Annotated in this window: 19 protein-coding genes; 6 read left to right on the top strand and 13 right to left on the bottom strand. The window is 51.6% G+C overall.

Translation table 11 applies throughout. The features are described from left to right. Complete coding sequence (mgtE, locus tag AAGJ81_14615) at positions 1-1,365, bottom strand: magnesium transporter (protein MEM0967377.1); 1,365 nt, start codon at positions 1,363-1,365, stop codon at positions 1-3. 96 nt (positions 1,366-1,461) lie between these two features. On the opposite strand from mgtE, the gene AAGJ81_14610 reads away from it, so the two are divergent. Beyond that, positions 1,462-1,800, top strand: coding sequence for a hypothetical protein (locus AAGJ81_14610; GenBank protein ID MEM0967376.1), 339 nt, complete (start codon positions 1,462-1,464; stop codon positions 1,798-1,800). A 299-nt stretch (positions 1,801-2,099) separates the two neighbouring features. Here the strand turns inward: AAGJ81_14610 and AAGJ81_14605 are convergent, their stop codons facing one another. The 6 genes from AAGJ81_14605 to AAGJ81_14580 form a co-directional block, all read right to left on the bottom strand. Continuing rightward, the gene (locus AAGJ81_14605; protein ID MEM0967375.1) at positions 2,100-3,296 is read right to left on the bottom strand and encodes a hypothetical protein; all 1,197 of its coding nucleotides are present in this window, start codon (positions 3,294-3,296) and stop codon (positions 2,100-2,102) included. A 27-nt stretch (positions 3,297-3,323) separates the two neighbouring features. Further along, the gene (locus tag AAGJ81_14600; protein MEM0967374.1) at positions 3,324-3,800 is read right to left on the bottom strand and encodes a four helix bundle protein; all 477 of its coding nucleotides are present in this window, start codon (positions 3,798-3,800) and stop codon (positions 3,324-3,326) included. 71 nt (positions 3,801-3,871) lie between these two features. Next, the gene (locus AAGJ81_14595) at positions 3,872-5,281 is read right to left on the bottom strand and encodes an MBOAT family protein (GenBank protein MEM0967373.1); all 1,410 of its coding nucleotides are present in this window, start codon (positions 5,279-5,281) and stop codon (positions 3,872-3,874) included. Between the two features lie 17 nt (positions 5,282-5,298). Next, complete coding sequence (locus tag AAGJ81_14590; GenBank protein ID MEM0967372.1) at positions 5,299-7,167, bottom strand: hypothetical protein; 1,869 nt, start codon at positions 7,165-7,167, stop codon at positions 5,299-5,301. A gap of 66 nt (positions 7,168-7,233) precedes the next feature. After that, positions 7,234-7,983 carry a glycosyltransferase family 2 protein gene (locus AAGJ81_14585; GenBank protein ID MEM0967371.1) on the bottom strand — a complete coding sequence of 250 codons (750 nt, stop codon included), beginning with the start codon at positions 7,981-7,983 and terminating at the stop codon, positions 7,234-7,236. Positions 7,984-8,003: 20 nt separating this feature from the next. After that, positions 8,004-8,990 carry a glycosyltransferase family 2 protein gene (locus AAGJ81_14580; protein ID MEM0967370.1) on the bottom strand — a complete coding sequence of 329 codons (987 nt, stop codon included), beginning with the start codon at positions 8,988-8,990 and terminating at the stop codon, positions 8,004-8,006. Positions 8,991-9,172: 182 nt separating this feature from the next. On the opposite strand from AAGJ81_14580, the gene AAGJ81_14575 reads away from it, so the two are divergent. Beyond that, positions 9,173-10,225: a methyltransferase gene (locus tag AAGJ81_14575; protein ID MEM0967369.1), complete on the top strand. Its 1,053-nt coding sequence runs from the start codon at positions 9,173-9,175 to the stop codon at positions 10,223-10,225. A gap of 47 nt (positions 10,226-10,272) precedes the next feature. Here AAGJ81_14575 and AAGJ81_14570 read toward each other — a convergent pair whose 3' ends face one another. Continuing rightward, complete coding sequence (locus tag AAGJ81_14570) at positions 10,273-11,616, bottom strand: MFS transporter (protein ID MEM0967368.1); 1,344 nt, start codon at positions 11,614-11,616, stop codon at positions 10,273-10,275. Between the two features lie 310 nt (positions 11,617-11,926). Between AAGJ81_14570 and AAGJ81_14565 the strand changes: the two genes are divergently transcribed. The 4 genes from AAGJ81_14565 (at position 11,927) to tsaE (ending at position 15,251) form a co-directional block, all read left to right on the top strand. Continuing rightward, positions 11,927-12,172 (top strand): hypothetical protein, encoded by a 246-nt coding sequence (locus tag AAGJ81_14565; protein ID MEM0967367.1) that lies wholly within the window; start codon positions 11,927-11,929, stop codon positions 12,170-12,172. Positions 12,173-12,206: 34 nt separating this feature from the next. Then, positions 12,207-12,923 (top strand): class I SAM-dependent methyltransferase, encoded by a 717-nt coding sequence (locus tag AAGJ81_14560; GenBank protein ID MEM0967366.1) that lies wholly within the window; start codon positions 12,207-12,209, stop codon positions 12,921-12,923. A 198-nt stretch (positions 12,924-13,121) separates the two neighbouring features. Further along, on the top strand, positions 13,122-14,786 hold the full coding sequence (locus AAGJ81_14555; protein MEM0967365.1) for a thiamine pyrophosphate-binding protein: 1,665 nt from the start codon (positions 13,122-13,124) through the stop codon (positions 14,784-14,786). Between the two features lie 27 nt (positions 14,787-14,813). After that, on the top strand, positions 14,814-15,251 hold the full coding sequence (tsaE, locus tag AAGJ81_14550; protein ID MEM0967364.1) for a tRNA (adenosine(37)-N6)-threonylcarbamoyltransferase complex ATPase subunit type 1 TsaE: 438 nt from the start codon (positions 14,814-14,816) through the stop codon (positions 15,249-15,251). 32 nt (positions 15,252-15,283) lie between these two features. Here the strand turns inward: tsaE and AAGJ81_14545 are convergent, their stop codons facing one another. The 5 genes from AAGJ81_14545 to AAGJ81_14525 form a co-directional block, all read right to left on the bottom strand. Continuing rightward, a complete protein-coding gene (locus AAGJ81_14545; protein MEM0967363.1) occupies positions 15,284-16,018 on the bottom strand; it encodes a class I SAM-dependent methyltransferase in 735 nt (244 codons plus the stop codon). A 19-nt stretch (positions 16,019-16,037) separates the two neighbouring features. Next, positions 16,038-16,511, bottom strand: coding sequence for a nuclear transport factor 2 family protein (locus AAGJ81_14540; protein MEM0967362.1), 474 nt, complete (start codon positions 16,509-16,511; stop codon positions 16,038-16,040). A 116-nt stretch (positions 16,512-16,627) separates the two neighbouring features. After that, positions 16,628-17,080, bottom strand: a complete 453-nt coding sequence (locus AAGJ81_14535) for a hypothetical protein (protein MEM0967361.1) — start codon at positions 17,078-17,080, stop codon at positions 16,628-16,630. Between the two features lie 77 nt (positions 17,081-17,157). Next, on the bottom strand, positions 17,158-19,164 hold the full coding sequence (locus AAGJ81_14530) for a sodium-translocating pyrophosphatase (GenBank protein MEM0967360.1): 2,007 nt from the start codon (positions 19,162-19,164) through the stop codon (positions 17,158-17,160). 51 nt (positions 19,165-19,215) lie between these two features. Continuing rightward, positions 19,216-19,995: a hypothetical protein gene (locus AAGJ81_14525; GenBank protein MEM0967359.1), complete on the bottom strand. Its 780-nt coding sequence runs from the start codon at positions 19,993-19,995 to the stop codon at positions 19,216-19,218. Between the last annotated feature and the right edge of the window lie 267 nt (positions 19,996-20,262).

Here is a 20,262-nt window from a genome sequence, read left to right as displayed (position 1 = left end):
TTAGACCAAACGGCTCATCAAAATCGACGCAAAGGTAAGAACAAAAAAGAAGCCGCACATATCGGTGATCGTGGTCAAAATAGGTGCGGAAGCCAAAGCCGGATCCTTTTTGAGTCCTTTGAGGATTAGAGGCACCGAACCACCAATCAATACCGAGACAATCGTATTGAGCATCAGTGCACTTCCAACGACTACTCCAAACCATACGTTTCCCTGATAAATCGTTCCGGCCGTTCCAACCAAGAGGCCGAGAACCAAACCGTTGACGGTTCCAATACTGAGCTCCTTGAGAAAGACACGAAAAACTTCCCTCGGTTTCACCAAACCAAGAGTCAATTCCCGAACGCTGACCCCAACCGCTTGATTTCCGGAACAACCGCTCATGTCGGAAATAATGGGCAGAAAGACCGCTAAAACCACGAGCTGTTCCAAGACATCCTGATTGATCGCGATGATACTGGCGGCGATCGCGTTGAGAACAATGTTGATGGATAGCCACGGTAAGCGTCCACGGACCCTTTTGAGAAGGGGCATCGTGCGTAACTCTTCGCTACTAACCAGTCCACTGGCTTTTAGATAATTCTCTGTAGCCTCCTCACCCATCGACTCCTCGACCGCTGACCGCTGGAGGACTCCGAGGAGCTTGCCGGTCGAATCGACCACCGGTAACCCAAGGAAATGATGATCCTGAAAGAGTTGGTGAAGATCGTGAAGAGGCGTCTCCACTTCCACAGACAACGGGTTTCCAATCATCATGGAAGTAACCGTGTCTTCCGGATGAGCGAGCACCAAATCTCTTAGTCTAAGAACGCCGAGGAGTCGATCTGCTCCACTGGTCACATACACATACTGGATGTCAAAATCAGCATAGCGGTCACGGTTCTCCCGCATGTTTTCCGTGACTTCCTGAACGGTAGCCAGCTCACGGAAAGCGAGAAACTCGGTGATCATCATTCCGCCAGCAGTGTGCCAGCCGTATTGCATCAGATCCCGGGCATCACTCGCCTCCTCGGGACTCATCGCTTCCAGGATCTTCTCAGCTACCTCCTCATCACAGCCCGTTAGTAGATCAGCCTGCTCGTCACTCGGAACCAAATCCACAACGCTCGCCGCCAGCTCAGGATCTACCGACTCAAGGATCTCAACCGACTGCGCTTCTCCCAGGCTCTGAAGAAGATCGGCGGCAAATTCCGCGCTCAACAAACTGAACAGTTTTTCCCGAGGCTCGTCATCCATTCTCGAGAGAAGCCGGGCCCGCTCCGCGCTCGGCAACCCATTGATGTACTTTTCGGCAACGGCCCTGTTCCCGGTCGATAGAATGGAATCTATCCGATCGAGATCAAACTCTGCCGACTTAACCGCCATGCCGCAGTTTCAAAACGGACGATACCGGGAGCAAGACTGAAGACTCCAAAACGATCATCCTTGCAGCCGGCATCAGAACCGATCAGCTTTCTCTTGATGATCGGAAATTCAGGCAGTTCAGGTTATCAAGATCTATTCTCGGGCGCGGGACGGGGTTCCACGGCAATCAAATCCGACATTCGAGATCTACAGCAGCGTTTGGACAAGCTGGAGATCGTGAGTGAGGCAATGTGGCTTCTCCTGAAGGAGAAAACCGGACTCTCTGATGAGGACTTGATCTACAAAGTCTCCGAGGTGGATCTGGAAGACGGAAAACTCGATGGAAAAAAGAAGAAGCCCTCAGCTCGCGAGTGCCACAAATGCGGCCGGAAAAACCACCGGAACCATACTCGCTGCCTTTATTGTGGAGAGCTGCTTCTCTCTCATCCCTTTTAGAGCATTCTGAATTTATTCTGTCCCATCAGGCTGAAGAGATTTTTTGTGACCAACGAGGCAGAGCGCCTCGTAGCGCACTAGAAGTGCGTGAGAGTCGCTCAAACGCTGTTGGCACAAAAAAGCACTCAGTCCTACGGATGGGGCAAAAAAGAGGGGTCGCAGCGTTAGTCCTGAGTTTACGGGCTTCTAGCCCGCTACACTCAGGGCCGCCTTGCGCTGCCCTCTTTTTTCTCCCCACCTGATGCGATAGAATAAATTCAGAATGCTCTAGAATCTTCGCGGGTAAGATCGGTTGAAAACTAATCTGGCTTTGATCGAAACACATTCGCCCAAGCTCCCTGACTCAAGAACCTTTCGGCGAACTGCCAAATAACCACCCTTGGTGCCTGTTCCAGAGAGATTTGATCCAGTCGTCTTTCCAACTGACGGGTCGGATCTCCGACTGGATCACCGTAGTTGATGAAAAACTCGACTGGCTCATCGAGCCGAACGGGGAGCTGGTCCTTCAAACCCGCATTTTCTCCCCAACCCAAAGCCTCATCGGAATAGATTGCGGCGAAGCTATCCCCGAGAAAATAGACCTCTGCTTCAGTCGTCCACTGACGTTCATCCTGAACGACCGTTCGCTGCACCCTCTCACGTGGAACCGTGTCGGCCGGCAAATCCATCATTCGCGTCAAGTCACCCTCGCCCGAAAACTCATCGGCAGCAAAGTCTCCGCCGTTCGGGGAGTTCTTAGGAACTTCGGAGACCAATCGCTCTAAGACCGCATGAAGTCCTTCCGGATTCCAGTGGGTATCTCTCTCCAGGAAGGAAACCTCCCCACGATTGGTTCGTGCAGCGAGTATCTGGTCCGCGCGGACAACGGAGACACCGGGCAGTTGATCCCATGCTTTGTAAACCTCGTCGTAATCAGGCAACGTTGGCACCGTTTCCGCTCTTTCAAATCGGTTGGAAAACTGCGCAGGCTGAATGGAGGCTTTCCCTGGAATAGGAAGCAGCACAAGTTGTATATCGAGCTCCGCCAAACGTCCCGCGACACGACGCACCGCCCAGTCTGCTTCCCTCAATTCTCCCGGAATTCCCCACCCCAGTGAAGACTCCACACCCTCTTTTAGAAAATACCAGTTGCCGTTCCCCAGTAAAACCCTCCCCGTTCCAGAGGTGTGCAATACTTCAAGAAACAGCCACTGATAGGCGGGCACCGTTTTGCGCAGGATGCTCTCATCCGCGATCTGATCTTCGAATGAACCAATATCAGCGAGAACCTCATCGTTCCAGTCGAGAACTTTCTTTCCCATGGAGGCATCCTCGAGGATCGGACGCGAACGCTCCGTGAAGACGAGAACGGCGTCCCGGGGACCGTAAGTCTTCCAAAGATCAAAACCGAAAATCGCGAATAGCGATAGGAGAAAGAAACACACAAGGAACCAACGACTTGCTTTAGATACGCTCGAGCGCTCTAGTTCGTCCCATGCTTCTTGTTCTCTGTTCATCTTAGTATGGGTTTCAGGTGTCGAGTGTCAGGTGTCGTTAATCTCTGAAGGCCATCCTGAGGGATTTAGTTTGCTATTCTCGCTGCAATGAGTGCTTCCCTCTTCGACTTTCCAACGCCGATCCGAGGAAGGGAGTTTATTCTCCAATGTTCGCTCAAGTCCATTGAGCATACGGATACACTGCCGATAGCGATCTCGGTAATTCTGGAACGTTTTCTCTGAGAGATACTGCTTCCGAAACGCCATGTAAAGATGATGGACCGTTTCTGCGGCCTCTCCGCGACTTCGGTTTACGCCTTCAATCTTGTTACGAACATGCCGATCATCATTCTTTTCGGCTAGCTGTGATGGCGAACTGTTTGACGACCGCCTGACCTGGCTTCCCAGTTCATATCGCTCCTCTTGTGGCCATTGATGAGTCAAATCGCAGACCTCCAGGTGGAGCTCGCAAAGCTTCCGATAGACCTCAAGATCCTCAACCGCTAAAAACGTCTTCTCTTTCATTCACTATCCCTAAACCGATTCGTTAAACCAAACCCTGACACCCGAACACTGACACCTATCATCCCAACCTCCTAAAAGTTAAAATAAATAAACGGGTTGAAACTCTGGTTCGACATAGCGATTACCGCTACAATCAAGACCGCTTTAATCCAAAGTGCTTTCAAGAACGTAAGTCTTCGCAGAAACAGTTGGGAAGGCTTTGCGAACCACGCGACCCCAATCGCTAGAAAGAAGGTTGCAATCAAGTACGGCTGCTGGATCCAACCGTCCAACAGCAGAGATTGAATCGCTGGATCACCCCATCCAAACAGACTGCGAAAGATCGCCGCGGCTTCCGAAAAACTCTCAGCACGGAACCAAACCCAACCAAGGGACGCCACGACGAAAACTACAGGGATTGCCAAGACCGGAGGCAGCAATTTCACCCCCACGCGCTCACCCCAGAAACGTTCGATGGCCAACCAAGCTCCGTGGTAGGCACCCCAAACTACGAAGGTCCACGACGCTCCATGCCAGAGTCCGCCTAGAAGCATGACGATCATCAAATTTGCGTATGTCCGACTCGGTCCTTTTCGATTTCCTCCTAACGGGATGTAGAGATAGTCACGAAGAAAACTCGAAAGAGAGATGTGCCATCGTCTCCAGAAATCCGTGATCGAGACCGACCGGTAGGGAGAGTTGAAATTGATCGGGAAAACAAACCCGAACATGAGCCCGAGACCTAAAGCCATATCGGAATAACCACTGAAGTCGAAGTAGATCTGCATCGAGTAAGCAAAGACCCCCATCCACGCATCGAGAGTCGTTGTTGCCCCTGTTTCAAAGACCGCATCTGCAATCTGTCCGCAAGGGTTTGCCAGAAGGATCTTTTTGGAGAACCCGAGCGCGAAGAGGGCAATCCCTCTCGCAAAACGCTCAACACTCTCTTGACGCTCACGGAGTTGTTTTTCGATCTCTCCGTAGCGAATAATTGGCCCGGCGACCAACTGAGGGAAGAGAGCTATGTAACACGCAAAGTCGAAAGGATTCTTCTGCGGACGAGCATCCCCACGGTAGATATCAACCACGTAGGAAATTGCCTGAAAGGTATAAAAGCTGAGTCCCAGAGGGAGAACGATCTGCAAGGCAAGATCCAGTTCAGCCAGACCAGTTCCCCATGCGGAGACCAGGGCGTTCCAATTGTCGCGGGCGAAGTTGAAATACTTGAAAATCGCGAGGACCAACAGAGGAAAAACGACACCGAGCCACAACCCCGGCCGCCCCGAAAGACCACGGTTGCGACGATCCGCTAAATTCCCGGCAAAGTAACAGACGACGACAGTAAGAATCAGGAGAAGGGCGAAGAGTGGATTCGCCCAGCCATAGAAAATGAGACTGAAAAAAAGAAGAACGGAATTTCGAGCCGGACGCGGAGAGAGAAAGTAGACTACCAGGACTATCGGTAGAAATAGGAAAAGAAATACATGTGAACTGAAGACCATTCCACTATCTCCTTTGCCTACGGCAAAACCAGGTCCTCTTCGGCAACCTCTCGGGCGTCCGGCCGCGCACTACCTACCCGAACTCTTGCCTCAAAAGCGTCCTGCATCGCACCGGTGCTCTCTAACAAAACGAACTCGTTTCGCTCTTCCAGTTTCAGTAACTCTGCTGAATGCACCTTATCGAGGAAATCCTGCATTTCCGGATTTGGTTCTAGATACCCTTTCTGGGGGTGCTTCACGTGATCTACCCAAAGAAATACGGCAACTAGGACTGCGAGCACGGGGCCTACCCTTTCCATACCCCTGAATCGACCCATCAAGCGATCTACCGAAAAGAGAAGAAAAATCAGCCAGAAGAACTGGGAAACCAGCACATGACAGTCGTAGGGGTCGGGATAGAGAGAGAACTTTTGACTCAGAAACAGAGGCGCCATCCCAAGAACAGTGATCAGCAAAAACCCGGTTCCTATTCGCAGGAATTCTCCATCACGCTTCAGCAACAAATAAAGAAGTATCAAAACAGCGCATACGAGAATCGTCCCTACCAGCGGTCCCGGATCGAAGAGACCGAGGAAGAAAATTCGATCAACAACCACCGTGAACATTCGTTCGACGACCGCAGGCTCGAGCACATTTTCCAGGCGAACCACACTAGCGGAAGTCTCGGTGAAAACGACACCCACATAGACCATGGAAGCCCAGAACGATGACTGACGGGAAGGCTTGTAGACCACCAACAGGAAAAGGCCCAAAGGAACAGCCACAACAGAATACGGTCCCGAGAAAATCAAGAACGCCCCTAGAGCAACTCTGACCGCCAATCCAAACCAGCCATTGGGCGCCCGCCAAAAGAGAATCACCAGAAGAATCAGGACAACGATGTACATCTGGTAGGTGAGCGTCGTCAGGTAGAAGATATGATTCAGTCCGCTGAGTCCCAGAACCAAGGGCACCAGAAAAACGATCCACGAGTTTCGGAACAATCCGGCGAGCACGGGTAGAAAAACAGTCAACAGGCAGACCGAAACCGCCAACCAAACATAGGCCGCTGCAACCCACCGCACATCAAGGTAACCAAAAACCCATCCCATTAAATTGGGAAAAAGATTCAGGTATCCATTTGGATTGCGCCCCAAGGCATCCCACAACGAATTTCGGTTGGCGTAGTTGTAGTTGAAGTAATGAAAAGTGTCTTCAACAAAGAGACTAGGAAACGAGAACACCTCCCAGGAACGGTAAAAGATAAGTCCGACCAGAAGGACGATTGAGCCATAAAGAATGCTACGCCGAGGTACGGCCACTTGAACAGCCGGGCGGTATTCCGCACGAAAGACAGAAACCCAAGACATCCAAAGGGGAGCGGTTCGACACAGTTGAAACGCGAAAAAAAAGACGAAGGCTCCTAAAGCGAATCCGATCAAAGTAGACCGGAAACTCTCTGCAGAGAAGGAGCGGTTGACGGGAATGATTTCCCCTTCCACTGGAAGAATAAGGCGATAATAAGTTCCCGGAGAAGTCTGTGGCAGCGGATAGCTTTCGGTAGAGCCCTCAGCAAGTCTGACAAATTTTGGTTCGAAACGGTATAGAACGGTTCCCGCGCCGTCGACAATTCTTGCCCTCTCGATGGTGAGAGGGCCCTGCCATCCAAGAATACCTACCTGAACCGCTTGAATAGGACGCGAATCGAACTCCCAACGATAGAGGGTAGAATCATCGGTCTCTGGATGAAACGGATCGACAACCCGCAGACTCTTGAAACCCAGGCCTCGATCGTAAGTGATCTTGAATTCGGGAACTTCTTCCGTCTGTGAAGCACCCGAAAAGCGAACTTCCAAAACAGTGCGGGAATCAGAGATGTAAAGGGGCCGAGCTACGATGTAGGCCACTATTATACCTGCCAACAAAGCGCCAAGCGCCAGACGAGAATCGACCCGACTCCAGCTCACACTACGCTAATCGGTTGAAAATAACTTAGATCGCACCAGTCCCATTTTTCCCATCCGAAAAAGGAAGGAATTCCACAAGCAACCAAGACCATACTGCGTGCTTCTCCGAAAGTTGATTGAAGAGGCTTCAGGAAAATACTTCGTCGGACAGGATACTTCGCCAATCTTGTATCCCTTCCAGAGGATCTGAGAAAGCATCTGGTTATCGAACACGAAGTCATCTGAATTTCCGGACAAATCGAGATCCTCGATCATCTCCCGCGAAAATGCTCGGTAGCCGGTGTGGTATTCGGAGAGCTTCGCCCCCATGAGTAAATTCTGAAAAGCAGTCAGAAATCGGTTCGCAACATATTTCCACCGGGGCATCCCACCCGCCAACGCATGACCACCGAGAATTCTCGACCCCAGAACACAAGAATAAAGCCCATTCCCAATCATAGACACCATGGCGGGAATCAGCTGCGGAGTATATTGATAATCCGGATGAACCATCACGATGATATCCCCACCATTCTCGAGAGCCAACCGGTAACAACTCTTTTGATTTCCACCGTAACCGATGTTCGTCACGTGACTAAGCACCGTCGTTTTAGCCAGTTCTCCCGCAACAGCTACCGTATCGTCCGAACTCTGATCATCGACTACGATTACCTGGTCGACGATCCCCTGCTCCATCACCTCGTGGTGGGTTTTTACAATCGTCTTCGCCGCATTGTAGGCCGGCATTACCACGACGACTTTTTTTCCTTTGAACATCGATCAGCCGCGCTATTGCCCTAGTCGACGAAAACGTCCACGTCGGATGAGTCTGTATCCGCCTCACGAATAATATACGTTCGCTTCCCCTGAGACTCGAAATAGGTCCGAGTCCCAAGCTCCGCCAGCAGTCCCATCAGTATGGATATAACACCCAAGGAACCCATAAAAACAGTCAGTAAGGGAAGTGGTGTCCCAGTAAGCTGGATCTCTTCGAAAAGCTTGAGCCAGAACATCCAGATGAACGAGACGAAACCAAGAAAGAAGAAGATCAACCCGATCCCGCCAAAGAGATACATCGGTTTATGAGAGTAGTGGTGGAGGAACTTCACGACCATTAGATCCAAAATCACCTTGAATACACGCTCCAAGCCATAGCTCGATTCTCCATGTACCCTTGGGTAATGGTTCACCGCAATCTCCGCGACTTTCGCACCCTGCCAACTGGCATAGATTGGTATAAACCGATGCATTTCACCATAGAGGCGCACACCTTCCAAAACTCTTCTGCGGTATGCCTTTAGCGAGCATCCATAGTCATGAAGACGCACCCCCGATATCCACGATATCACCCGATTAGCGATACGACTCACAAACACACGGGAAACCTTCTTGTCCTTGCGGTCTATCCTCCAACCTGAGATCACGTCATACCCCTCGTTCAGCTTCTCAAGCATTTTTCGAATATCCGCCGGATCATTCTGAAGATCGCCATCCATCGGCACGATGATGTCTCCGCTCGCTGCATCAAACCCTGCCTGCATCGCCGCTGTTTGTCCGTAATTACGACGAAAATGAATCACCTTGAACCGGCTGTCCTCAGTTTGCAGCTGGTCCAAGATCTCTGCACTGCCGTCCGTGCTACCGTCATTTACCAGGATGCACTCCCACTCTTTCCCAACTTCCTCCAGCGATGTCACCAGCTTTTTCCGTAGATCGGGCAAATTCCCCGCTTCGTTGTAAACGGGAATGACTACCGAGATGCGTTCTCCTTCGTTCGAGACCATTGATTCGAAAAACTACCCGCCCCGCCTTTGCCTTGTCCACGAAACAATGAAGGGACTTCCGAATATACCATTCCTCCTCACCAACAGCGCCTTGTCTATCACTTCTAGATCCGATACCTGTTTGATCCGTAAGATCTATTTCGCCAAGTGTTCGAAACGCATACGCCCAAACACTCAGAAACATGAGTAAAAAACTTCTTCAGTCCCCCTTCCCTCCCTCATCCGACGGTCCGCTCCGGGACATTGTCCACAGCTTCATCCACTACCCTACCATTCTTGTCGCAGATGATCTCAATCTCTTTGGGATCCTGGACGAGGAACCGCTAAGCCGTCCCGAAATCGCAAAAAAGCTAGCGCTGGATGGAAGACCTACTGAGGCTATGCTCGGTATGCTGGTATCTCTCTCGCTCCTCGATTGTCACGAGGGACGTTACTACCTAACTCCCATCGCCAACACCTACCTTCTTCCTAGAAGCGAATACTACTGGGGCCCTGTCTTCGAGATGAACCGCCCTTTACTCATGGGGGCAGAGCCGCTCAAGAAGGCCATGCTGGAAAACAAGACCGGTTCCTTTCAAGGCAAATTGGATTCCGAAGACTCCCTAATCGACGAATGGGATGCGGGTGAACCAAGTGATGAAGAGGCTCGTGGATTCACTGAGTGCATGCACGCGCTTTTTTGGGGTCTCGCGCAATCGGTTGCAGCGTTGGTCGACTTTGGTTCAGTCACCCGCTTGCTCGACATGGGAGGCGGTTCAGGTTGCTTTTCAATCGCGATCGCCCGGCAAAATCCGGAGATGAAATGCACTGTCGTTGATTTGAAACCGGTCTGTAACGTCACCAAAACCTTTATTGAAAAACTCGATGCGGAAGAACAAGTAGACGTCCAACCCGGAGACATGTTCTCCCCCGATTGGCCAAGCGGTTATGACGGAGTCTTCTTCAGCAACGTCTTTCATGACTGGTGGGAGGAGAGGTGTAGATTGATGGCGCGAAACAGTTTTGCTGCGCTTCCCTCTGGCGGTCGCATCTTTCTCTTCGAAATGCTCCTTGACGATAGCCGCAATGGCGGGCTTTCCGCCACCGGCTTTTCGATGTACATGGTCTACCTAATGCGCGGTAAGCAATACAGTGCTGAAGAGCTTCGCAGCTTCTTGCAAGACGAAGGTTTCGTGGACTTTACCGTCCAATCAGTCACTGACCATTTCTCGCTGGTCTCAGCCCGCAAGCCGTAGCGAGGGCACATTTGCACCACGCGGGCTCAAAGTTTGGATTCTGAAATCTAAGATTCGGTGCTTGCGCGTTGTTCCGCACGACCTGCTTTGAGGAGAAAGATTGCGCCAACAACAAAGAGAATGGAGACCGACCCCATTCCCAGACGAGTGGAAAAGGCAGGACTCTCGGGGTTGTTGAATAGTAACGCCACCGAGCCGATCAAGATGGGTCCGAGTATTGCGGCACTCTTTCCGATCATACTGTAGAAGCCAAAAAAAGAAACCTCACGACCCACCGGAATGAGACTGTTGAAGTAGCTGCGGGAAAGGGCCTGGATCCCTCCCTGAACCATACCGATCATTGCTGCGAGGATATACATCTCCGAAATCGAGATGCCAAACACGACCACAGGCTCGGTCTCGATCAACGCACCGTAAATCGTCACCACCAAGTAAATTCCCATGGCCACATAAATCATCCGCCGCGGGCCAATCTTGTTTCCCAGCAAACCAAAAAGAATCGCACAAGGAACTCCGAAAATCTGAACGATGAAAAACCCGACAATGATCTGGTTCTGTGTAAAACCGACTGTCGCCCCATAGTTCGAAGCGGTCGTGATGATCGTATTCACTCCGTCGATATAAAAAAGATAGGCCACCAAGAACCAAAGAACCGGTTTGTGGGACACAACCTCCTTTAACGTTTGCCAAGTGTTAGTCGCACTCTGTCGGGCCATCGCGATGGTAGAGGGGCGATCAGCCCGGGGCTTTTCACGAATTTTCCATGCCAGAGGCAGTGAAAAAACAGCCCACCAAATTGCCGCAACTATAAACATGGCGCGACTCGCATCGCCTACATCTGAAAAACCGAACTCTTCTGCTTTCGTAGTCAGGACCACAGTGATTGCCAAAAGAAGAAATCCGGCTGTGTAGCCAAAGGAAAAGCCAAGCCCACTGACCAAGTGACGGTTCTCTTTTGTTGACACTTTTGCCAGTAGCGAATCTGAGAAAAGATTTGCCGAGTAGAAACTTACGGTCCCGACAATATAGACCAGACTGGCCAACTCGTATTGGTCCTTCCCCACAAGGTAGCACGCACCCGTCGCAACGACACCGATCGCACAAAAGCGCAGAAGCAGTCTCTTTCGCAAGCCACCAAGTTCTCCAAAACTCCCTAAAAAAGGTGCGAGAACTGCGACGCAAACACTAGCGACCGAAACGGTCATGGTGAACCAGAACGTCTGTTGGTCATCCGACAACTGAGAACCAAAGTACCCCTTGTAGAGCCGCGGGAAAATCAGCGCCAAAACGATCATCGAGTACCCGGTATTCGCCCAGTCATAGAACGCCCAAGAGATCGTCTGCGCCCAACCGGGCTTCTTAAGATCTGTATGGCTTACTCGCTCAGACACGCCGGAACCTTGAGGGATAGGACCATCGTCTGCGAGCCTTATCGGGCACACTCACCCCTGCGAAACAACGATCGATCGCAAGTCTTCTCTCAGGTCTTTTATTACTTCGCTACCTAAACAGGACATACTCGGAATTCGATATCGGGTCTCGAGTGCTTTCTATAGCGATACCGGTTTCGATTTCGATTTTTGCGAGCATGCTTTGCATAACGAGCGGCTTAAGGGCCCTTAATTACCAATCGTATCTCGAAGTCTGGAGACCCAAAGGTTGAATCCATCGAGATTACTCTCTATCCCAATCACTCTACCGATGAACACTTCTGACCTTTCGTATTCGCAGCGGAGAAAACTGTTTTGGGCGATTATGGCATTGATCGCCATCGGCTTCGCCAGCTTCTGGATCGTGCTCAAAATCGTCCTTGGGGATATGAGAATCGGTGTTTTTTCCATCACCTCCGTTATCATTTTTTTCGACCTGATTGCATTTGTTGTAATTGGCGTCGTTCTTAAGAAGCAGCTACGTCTGCGTGAGAAAGACCGACTTTCCGACCCGTAAGTCTTTCTTCAGCCAATTCGATTTTCTCCAGACCATGTCTACCTACGACGATCAAAGCCTATTCGGAAACCGAAAGATCGACGGCACCGACCAACTTGCCTTTGATGCCGTGCGGGAAAGCGAATGGAGCCCCGGCGAATCGCTCCTTGATTTCGGTTGTGGGGCGGGGCGTTCGACTTCATTTCTCCTCGAGTTTGGCTCATCCGTTTCGGGAGTAGACATAAACAACGAGATCATCGAGGAAGCGCGCAAGCGGGTTCCCGAAGCAGCCTTTTATCGGACTACAGCCGGACAGCCACTCCCTTTTCCGGACCAACAGTTCGACGGATTTTTTTCCAGTTGGTCCCTTCTTGAGGAGAGTTCCCCGAACCGTATGGCTAAGACCTTACAGGAAATCGGGCGAACTCTCCGCCCTGGTGGATCGGGAGTCATCATAACCAATACCGAGGCATTCTACTTGGGGCAGTGGTTGACCTGCTACACCGATTTCCCAGAGAACGAACCACCCTTGCGCTCTGGGCAGACTGTGAAGGTTAAACTTCTTCCTGATGGTCCGGTTGTAACGGATACCTTCTGGTCCGACGACGACTACCACAGCTTTTTCGAGCTGAGCGGGTTTTCGGTCGAATCCGCTCTCTATCCTCTTGCAAAGGACAGTGGGTCAAGTGAATGGAAGGACGAGACACACTCCGCGCCTTATGTGGTGTATTTCGTTAGAAAAGACGCTAGCATCGGTAACCAAAACCGGTGACCCTTGAAAGCTGGATTTCCCCGTAGAAACAATGTCATCCGCCTTGGTGGCAGATGCTTCTACGGTAAGATTGGCACGAAGCCTTGAGATGGAACGATTCCCCTCTGACTCCTCAAGTGAGCCTTCAGGGCAAGTTTTCTATGTTGGGCCAACTTGCTAACCCTTGCCTTCAGACGGGAAAAGATCCATCCATCACTCATGAGAACGACCTCGACCGTCAGCCGATATCTGCTTCAACGTCTCAACGAGCTGGGCCTTCAACACACCTTCGGCGTTCCCGGTGACTATGTACTCGATTTCATGGACAGGATCGTCGAAAGCCCGATCGAACTCATCGGCACCTGTAATGAGCTGAATGCCGGCTACGCTGCTGACGCCTACGCGCGCCTCAACGGAATCGGTGCGGCAGTCGTTACTTACGGTGTAGGAGCTTTCAGTATTCTCAATGCAGTCGCGGGAGCCTATGCGGAACAAGTGCCTCTCGTCTTGATCAGTGGCGCACCAAAGTCCGACCAGCGAAAAGGCCGTGTTCGTATGCATCACCTTACCTCTGACTATCAACTCCAGCTCGACATTTTTGAGCGGGTTACCGTTGGCTCTGCATTGCTCAGCTCCGCCGAGACCGCCCCTCGGATGATCGACCGTCTCCTCTCGCAGTGCATTACCCAAAAACGTCCGGTCTACTTCGAAATTCCAGTCGACGGTGTGGATTCACCTTGTGAGGCACCGGAGCCCATTGAGTTTTTCCAACAGCCTCAAAGTGATCCCATGTCATTGGAGGATAGTGTTGAAGAAGCAGCCCGCATGTTGAACGAAGCCGCGAAACCCATTGTACTCGCCGGGGTCGAACTTCAGCGCTACGGGTTGATTGATGCCTTCCAAAGGTTTGTGGAGAAAACCAATATCCCGTTCGCGACTAGTCTGGATGGCAAGTCTCTCCTTAGCGAAGACCACCCTTTGTTTGCTGGAGTCTACATCGGTGCGCTTTCCAGCGAGAAGATACGCGACCAGCTCGAGGAATGCGACTGCCTACTGAGTCTGGGGGTTTATCTCAACGACATCAGCACCGGTGGATTTACCGCCCACCTTCCTGAACACGAGGCGATCTCGGCTCATGGAAGCCAGGTGCAGATCGCCAGCCATTTCTACCGCAATGTCTGGTTGGGAGATTTCCTCGAGAAGCTGGCCGAGAAAGTGAAGCGTCACGATTACACCAGAGATCGCTACCCTAGCAGCTACGAAATCGATCAACCCTTCGAACCACAGGCAGAAACCGCGCTTACTCCGTCTCGGTTCTACGACGCGATCAGCCGACAACTCGATGACCAATCCATTCTGGTCGCCGATGCCGGAGACTCTGTTTTCGCAGCCGCTGAGTTTCCTATTCATCGACCCGACGAGTTCGTCGCCCAGTCTTACTACTTCTCCATCGGCTATTCGCTCCCGGCCACTATGGGAGTCGCCTTCGCCCGGCCTGAGAGAAGGGTATGGCTTCTGATCGGAGACGGAGCATTCCAGATGACCGCACAGGAGATTTCGACCATGATTCGCAACCGACTAAACCCAGTTCTTATCGTGGTAAATAATGACGGATACCTCGTGGAGCGAACGATCCATGACGGCCCCTATAACGACATTCAGCAGTGGCATTACGAGAAACTACCCCATGCTTTTGGAGACGGCGCCCTTACCTTCAAGGTGAAGACCGAGGAAGAGCTTATGGATGCACTGGCCCAAGCGAAGAAGGCCACTGACCAATTGGTCCTGATCAACACCTGCCTTCCCAACGACAAAGGTTGCGAAGCACTCAGTCGTCTCGGCAAAGAGCTGCGGGCAATCCAAACCAAGCGTACAGAGGGGTAGTCTATCTAGTACCTCCGCCGGTTACCGATGCAGATCAGCTGGACTCAACTCGAGCAGGGACTCGCCCTACCCGATGAGGAGGCAACCATCGCCGCTGGCAACTGGATCGGTGCCCATATCCAGCCGAACCGAACCATCACCCTTGAAGGCGATCTAGGCGACGGGAAAACTACTCTTGCCAAGGGTATCGCCGCCGGATGGGGGGTCAAAGAAACCGTAAAGAGCCCGACCTTTCACTATTTCCTCTCCTACACGGGGGCGCGCGGACAGCTCATTCATCTCGATGCCTACCGCCTGGAAACGCCTGACGACTACGACTCTCTTTGCATCGAGGAGATCCTCACCGACCCTTGGCTCCTCATTGTGGAATGGCCCCAGAACGTGGGTGCAGGCCTGCTAGGACCCACCACCGCGTTCTCCATCAAACCCGGACCAAACCGTGGGCGAACCCTTCAGCGGATCTAGCACTTTGCGATTAGGTTATACCGAATTCGGTATTACCGCTTCCTCACCTTAAACCCACAGAACGACGGGTAAGCATTCGTTCTCGCATAAAACTCCGGGTAGCTTTGCTTGAACTGATCATCCGCTCGGGACTCAAGAATCTGTTCAATCACAAATCCATTTTTGCGGGCGCCCTCGGAAATGACCTCAAAGGTGTGGTGATAGGAGGTCAGCTCCATTCCATCCAATAACGTCCATCGGTAAGAGTTTCCATGGAAGTAAGGATTCATCCGCGCTTCGAAACGATCCCCCTTGGCCTCGACCTCCGTTACTTCGTCAAACGGGTGATGCACGGTGAAGACGAAAACGCCCTGATCTTCCAGCAACCGTGCCACTTCGGCGTAAACAGGATTGAGGTCCTCGATGTAATGAAGGACGAGCCCGCTAATAACGAGACCGAACGATCCATCCGCATAAGGAGTCTGCCGCATGTCTGCGACGGAGAATTCAAGGTCCAGATGGTCTTCCTTCGCAAGTGCAATGAGCTCGCTGGAAAAATCCGAACCACAGACTGTCCATCCGTTGTCTTTCAACCACCCGGTCAAGTGTCCACTGCCGCAACCAAGGTCAAGAGCCATCGACTCCTTATCCACTTCGCCGATCATCTTCTCGATCATCGGCTTATCCAGGTAACGATTCCACAAGCTATCCGCTTCATTCCGTCGTTTGCGGTGGTAGTTCCCAGCAAAGTGGTCGTAGGTCTGACGGTTTTGATTCGGTTCGGTCACCCTTTGATGAGCAGTAAATCTACTTGATAAAAGACAAGGTATCGGTGTGGTGACCAACCATCTTCCATACCCCGCTTTCATTGCGGAAGATATTGGTCGCTCGGATGGACACCTCGACAACTTTGCCTTCTTCGTCGAGGTTCTGCCCTTTCTCGTAGTTGTGGGCAATCGCCAGGTCTGAACCTAGGGTGATCACTACCTCGTCGGGCTGCACCGTTCCTCCCAACTTCATCGCAGCCTGTTTCTCCCAATCGGCCAAAACTGCAGGCCATCCTACTTGAAAACCACCGTCCGGGCCCATGTAAGTTACTGTATCGGAATGCGACCACACTTCCTTCATGGGTTCGAGATCTCCCGTGAACATAGCGTTGAGTGCTTCGTAGAATCCTGCATTGGCTTCGCGCACAGCAGCTTCGTCGTCTGCAAATATTTGGGTAGCAGACGCGCCAAGAGCCACAACTACCCCAATGGTCGTTATCAATTTATTCTTCATGATGATTAATGCTGGAGGTTCAGTGTTGAGGAGTCAGATCTCCGTTGTCTTTCTCGCGAGCAGGAAAGATGAACCCCAAAGGCCCGAATCACGAGAACAGATTCTTGGATCTAGAATCAGGTTTCCGGTTCTCTGAATTCCTCCATAATCACCTCGTCAAAATACCACGCCGACCATTTCTCCAGAGTGACGAATACACCAACCCCTAAAAGTGCGATCACTACCGTCAGCAGAATCAGGTTTTTCCTTTTTCGACGTGGATCAATCGAACACTGATCCTGCCGGGTCTTGTAACGGTAAATCCCGTAGGCCCCAATAGCTACCGCAACTATCCGGAGAATCCACGCCCCTGTTCCAGTGCTTCCGTCAGCCTTGTAGAAAAAGTCGGCGAACGAAATTGCATATACTCCACCCATCAGCCCAAACATAAACAAAACCGCAGGAGCGACGCAGCAGATCATTCCCGCCAACCCAGCAGAAGCCGCAAACTTAGCCCCCCAAGTCCACAAATTCGGCGACTCTTTCGATTCCGCCTCTTCGGCTCCTTTTATTCTATCTTCCCTCTCCATAGAGGGAGGATACTCGACGCAAATACTAATGCAAATTCCCCATCAGACGGGCCCATTGCCTTAACCTGCAAGACGCTTTACAGCAGCGGCGCTATCACCAGACTCACGATCGCCATCACATTGATCAGGATATTCATCGACGGACCCGAGGTATCCTTAAATGGATCCCCGACGGTATCACCCACGACGCATGCGCGGTGAGCTTCGGAGTTCTTCCCTCCGTGATTGCCTTGCTCGACATACTTTTTCGCGTTGTCCCATGCCCCGCCACTATTCGCCATCATCAGTGCAAGAAGCACTCCAGCCAAAAGAACTCCGATCAAGGCACCGCCGAGGGCCTCAGCTCCCAAAATAAATCCGATGGCAACAGGTGCAAGAATCGCGATTGCCGCCGGGAGGACCATTTTCTTCAGGGCAGCGTTCGTCGCAATATCCACGCAACGATTGGAGTCCGGCTTACCCGTTCCTTCGAGGAGTCCGGGAATCTCCCGAAACTGCCGACGGATTTCTTCAATCATTTTTTGTGCCGCATCCCCGACCGCATTCATTGTGATGGCGGCCACGAGAAATGGACAGAGGCCTCCAAGGAAGAGTCCCGTCAATACCTTCGGATCCGATAGAAGGAGGGAAAAGCTTTCTCGATTGGCGCCGACCACATTGATGTAGGCGGCGATAATTGCCAGCGCAGCGAGGGATGCTGCACCGATCGCGAATCCTTTCCCAATTGCCGCTGTCGTATTGCCAACCTCATCGAGTGAATCTGTAATTTCCCGGACTTCTTTTCCAAGGCCTGCCATTTCAGCAATTCCACCAGCGTTGTCCGCTACCGGTCCATAGGCATCAATACTCATCGTAATCCCAATGGTCGCCAACATTCCTACCGCAGATATGCCGACCCCGTAAAGTCCCCCCAAATTAGAAGCAACAATCAGAATCAAAGCGACGACGGCTAGAGGAATGGCAACGGACTGCAGTCCTACTGCGACCCCTCGAATCATCACCGTAGCCACACCGGTAACACCCGCTTTCGCAATCGATCGCATTGGCCTCCCACCAGTGTAGAATTCAGTGGAAAGGCCGATTAAAATGCCTCCAACCGAGCCCGCAAGAACGCAGAGCCACACTTTGAGTGACACTCCCAGTAGAAGAACCCCAAGAAGTGCAGCCACGACGAAGACAGCAGCCGCTCCCATGGTTCCCGTCCGCAATGCACGAGCTGGATCCTTACCGGAGGATTTGCCGACGATGGCAATACCGGCCAACGAGCAGAGCAACCCGATGGCCGCAAGAGCCAGCGGAAGAAACAGCAAAGCGGCCTGATTTCCGCCCAAGGCCTCCAGTGGGGCAAGGGTAAGCGTTGCCGCAATCGCCATGGATGCGATCATCGAGTTGCAATAGGACTCGAAAAGGTCAGAACCCATCCCGGCAACATCACCGACGTTGTCGCCTACGTTGTCGGCAATCACTCCCGGATTCCGGGGATCATCCTCGGGAATACCCGACTCGACTTTGCCCACCAAATCCGCACCAACGTCTGCTGCTTTCGTAAAAATACCCCCACCGACACGAAAGAAGATGGCAACCAACGATCCACCCATTGCGAAGCCGTGGATGATGTGAATGTCGTCAGCAGTCTTTCCAAAGAAGAGAAAAAGTCCTCCCACTCCAAACAATCCCATCGAGGCGACCGTCAGTCCCATGATCGATCCACCGAAAAACGCTGTGGTGAGAGCAGCCGAAGATCCCTGCTCGTTTGCAGCAACAGTGGTGCGGACGTTCGCTTTGGTCGCAGTAAACATACCGACAAAGCCAGCGAACGAGGAGCAAAGAGCTCCGAAAATGAACGCGATCGACTCGTTGAGATCCTTGAAATAAAGTGCAAACGCAATCACCAGAACAAAAATCCAGAGAAGGATCAGCTCACGCCTCATGAACACCATGGCTCCCTGGTGAATTTGCGAGGCAATATTTGCAATCTCACCCTCTCCTCCGGATTGCCTCATGACCCTTCGGAAAATCAATCCTGCTACGACGAGGCCACCAATACCCAGTAAAGGAACGAGAAATTTTAAAAATGTAAGCATAGTCTATTCGAAATTCGCAGAAACTAAAGATTGGCTCGTGTATCGAGGATCCTAATACCTCGCACCACGGCTTGCCGAAATACGCCACCGATTGTGCTCTCCGGAAAGCTCGTCCTCGGAAGGCATGGGGTAGAAGGCGAAGTCATTTTGATCACCAACAAAAAAACCCTGGTCGATCGAATAGAACAGATCGGAGAAACCGTCGTTACGCTGGACAATCTTGGTCTTCTTTCCGTCCCTCTCTGAAACAGATTTCAAACAGCTGCGCAGATGATCCACTTTCTTGAACGGAAGGTTTTGGGCATCCCCGGTCGTCGGATCTTTTTCGAGACCATCAATGAGGAGATCGGCAAAAATGATTTTGGGGAGGTATAGAGGATTGTCCTTATCTGTCACATACCGGCAAAAGTCGAGCGGGCTTAGGCTCGTAGCTACCCGAGGCGTAACCGGGCAGACTTCCTGGTAGAGAAACAAACGATCGGTATCCCCCGGCTGGTATTCACGCCGATCCAGGGAAAGGACCAAACCATCCGCGGTAGCCAAATGAAGCTTTCCGAAACTTTGCAGCGGAACACGCCGAAAAACGTCGTAAATCGATACATAAGCAGACCTTCGACTCGACCCATCTGGATGAGCGACACATCGGGAACGCCCCTTGTCCAGATCCACTCCGTCAATCTGAGTGTTCAGATCGACTTCAAGAAATAGTGCAGGCGAGCTGCTCGCCTTCTCGTCTCCAATTGCCAAATACTTCCCGAACTTTTCGGGAGGAAGCATCGAAAAAATCAACGCCTCTGGCACCAGAGATAGGTAAAGGTGCTGGTCTGTCATGTTGAGGGATTTTAGACGGTAAACCTAAAGATGTAGACCCTATTGGTTTGCCCAAGCAAGTCCGAAAGGAATTCGCTCTGTACAAAGGGTGTAACTACAAGTGCGGAGTATCTGGCTAATCTCACTGATGCGGACTAAAGCAACTGTGATTAAATCAAGCGCAAATGGGATCATTTTTCGAAAGATTGTCAGGGAGAAAGTCTGGTTTGTTGAGAAGGCTTTGCATACAGATGAGGATTTTTCTCATAGCGGCAACGATGGCGCATT

The sequence above is a fragment of the Verrucomicrobiota bacterium genome, assembly GCA_038744685.1.
Taxonomy (GTDB): domain Bacteria; phylum Verrucomicrobiota; class Verrucomicrobiia; order Opitutales; family Puniceicoccaceae; genus Puniceicoccus.
Note: the sequence above shows the minus strand (reverse complement) of the source record. Positions and strands in the feature narration are given on the sequence as shown.

What these genes read in the sequence shown, in the direction of transcription:
- mgtE (MEM0967377.1), bottom strand. Translation starts at nt 1,365, where the DNA reads ATGGCGGTTAAGTCGGCAGAGTTTGATCTCGATCGGATAGATTCCATT.
- AAGJ81_14610 (MEM0967376.1), top strand. Translation starts at nt 1,462, where the DNA reads ATGATCGGAAATTCAGGCAGTTCAGGTTATCAAGATCTATTCTCGGGC.
- AAGJ81_14575 (MEM0967369.1), top strand. Translation starts at nt 9,173, where the DNA reads ATGAGTAAAAAACTTCTTCAGTCCCCCTTCCCTCCCTCATCCGACGGT.
- AAGJ81_14605 (MEM0967375.1), bottom strand. Translation starts at nt 3,296, where the DNA reads ATGAACAGAGAACAAGAAGCATGGGACGAACTAGAGCGCTCGAGCGTA.
- AAGJ81_14555 (MEM0967365.1), top strand. Translation starts at nt 13,122, where the DNA reads ATGAGAACGACCTCGACCGTCAGCCGATATCTGCTTCAACGTCTCAAC.
- AAGJ81_14565 (MEM0967367.1), top strand. Translation starts at nt 11,927, where the DNA reads ATGAACACTTCTGACCTTTCGTATTCGCAGCGGAGAAAACTGTTTTGG.
- AAGJ81_14535 (MEM0967361.1), bottom strand. Translation starts at nt 17,080, where the DNA reads ATGGAGAGGGAAGATAGAATAAAAGGAGCCGAAGAGGCGGAATCGAAA.
- AAGJ81_14540 (MEM0967362.1), bottom strand. Translation starts at nt 16,511, where the DNA reads ATGAAGAATAAATTGATAACGACCATTGGGGTAGTTGTGGCTCTTGGC.
- AAGJ81_14585 (MEM0967371.1), bottom strand. Translation starts at nt 7,983, where the DNA reads ATGTTCAAAGGAAAAAAAGTCGTCGTGGTAATGCCGGCCTACAATGCG.
- AAGJ81_14600 (MEM0967374.1), bottom strand. Translation starts at nt 3,800, where the DNA reads ATGAAAGAGAAGACGTTTTTAGCGGTTGAGGATCTTGAGGTCTATCGG.
- tsaE (MEM0967364.1), top strand. Translation starts at nt 14,814, where the DNA reads ATGCAGATCAGCTGGACTCAACTCGAGCAGGGACTCGCCCTACCCGAT.
- AAGJ81_14560 (MEM0967366.1), top strand. Translation starts at nt 12,207, where the DNA reads ATGTCTACCTACGACGATCAAAGCCTATTCGGAAACCGAAAGATCGAC.
- AAGJ81_14525 (MEM0967359.1), bottom strand. Translation starts at nt 19,995, where the DNA reads ATGACAGACCAGCACCTTTACCTATCTCTGGTGCCAGAGGCGTTGATT.
- AAGJ81_14595 (MEM0967373.1), bottom strand. Translation starts at nt 5,281, where the DNA reads ATGGTCTTCAGTTCACATGTATTTCTTTTCCTATTTCTACCGATAGTC.
- AAGJ81_14530 (MEM0967360.1), bottom strand. Translation starts at nt 19,164, where the DNA reads ATGCTTACATTTTTAAAATTTCTCGTTCCTTTACTGGGTATTGGTGGC.
- AAGJ81_14580 (MEM0967370.1), bottom strand. Translation starts at nt 8,990, where the DNA reads ATGGTCTCGAACGAAGGAGAACGCATCTCGGTAGTCATTCCCGTTTAC.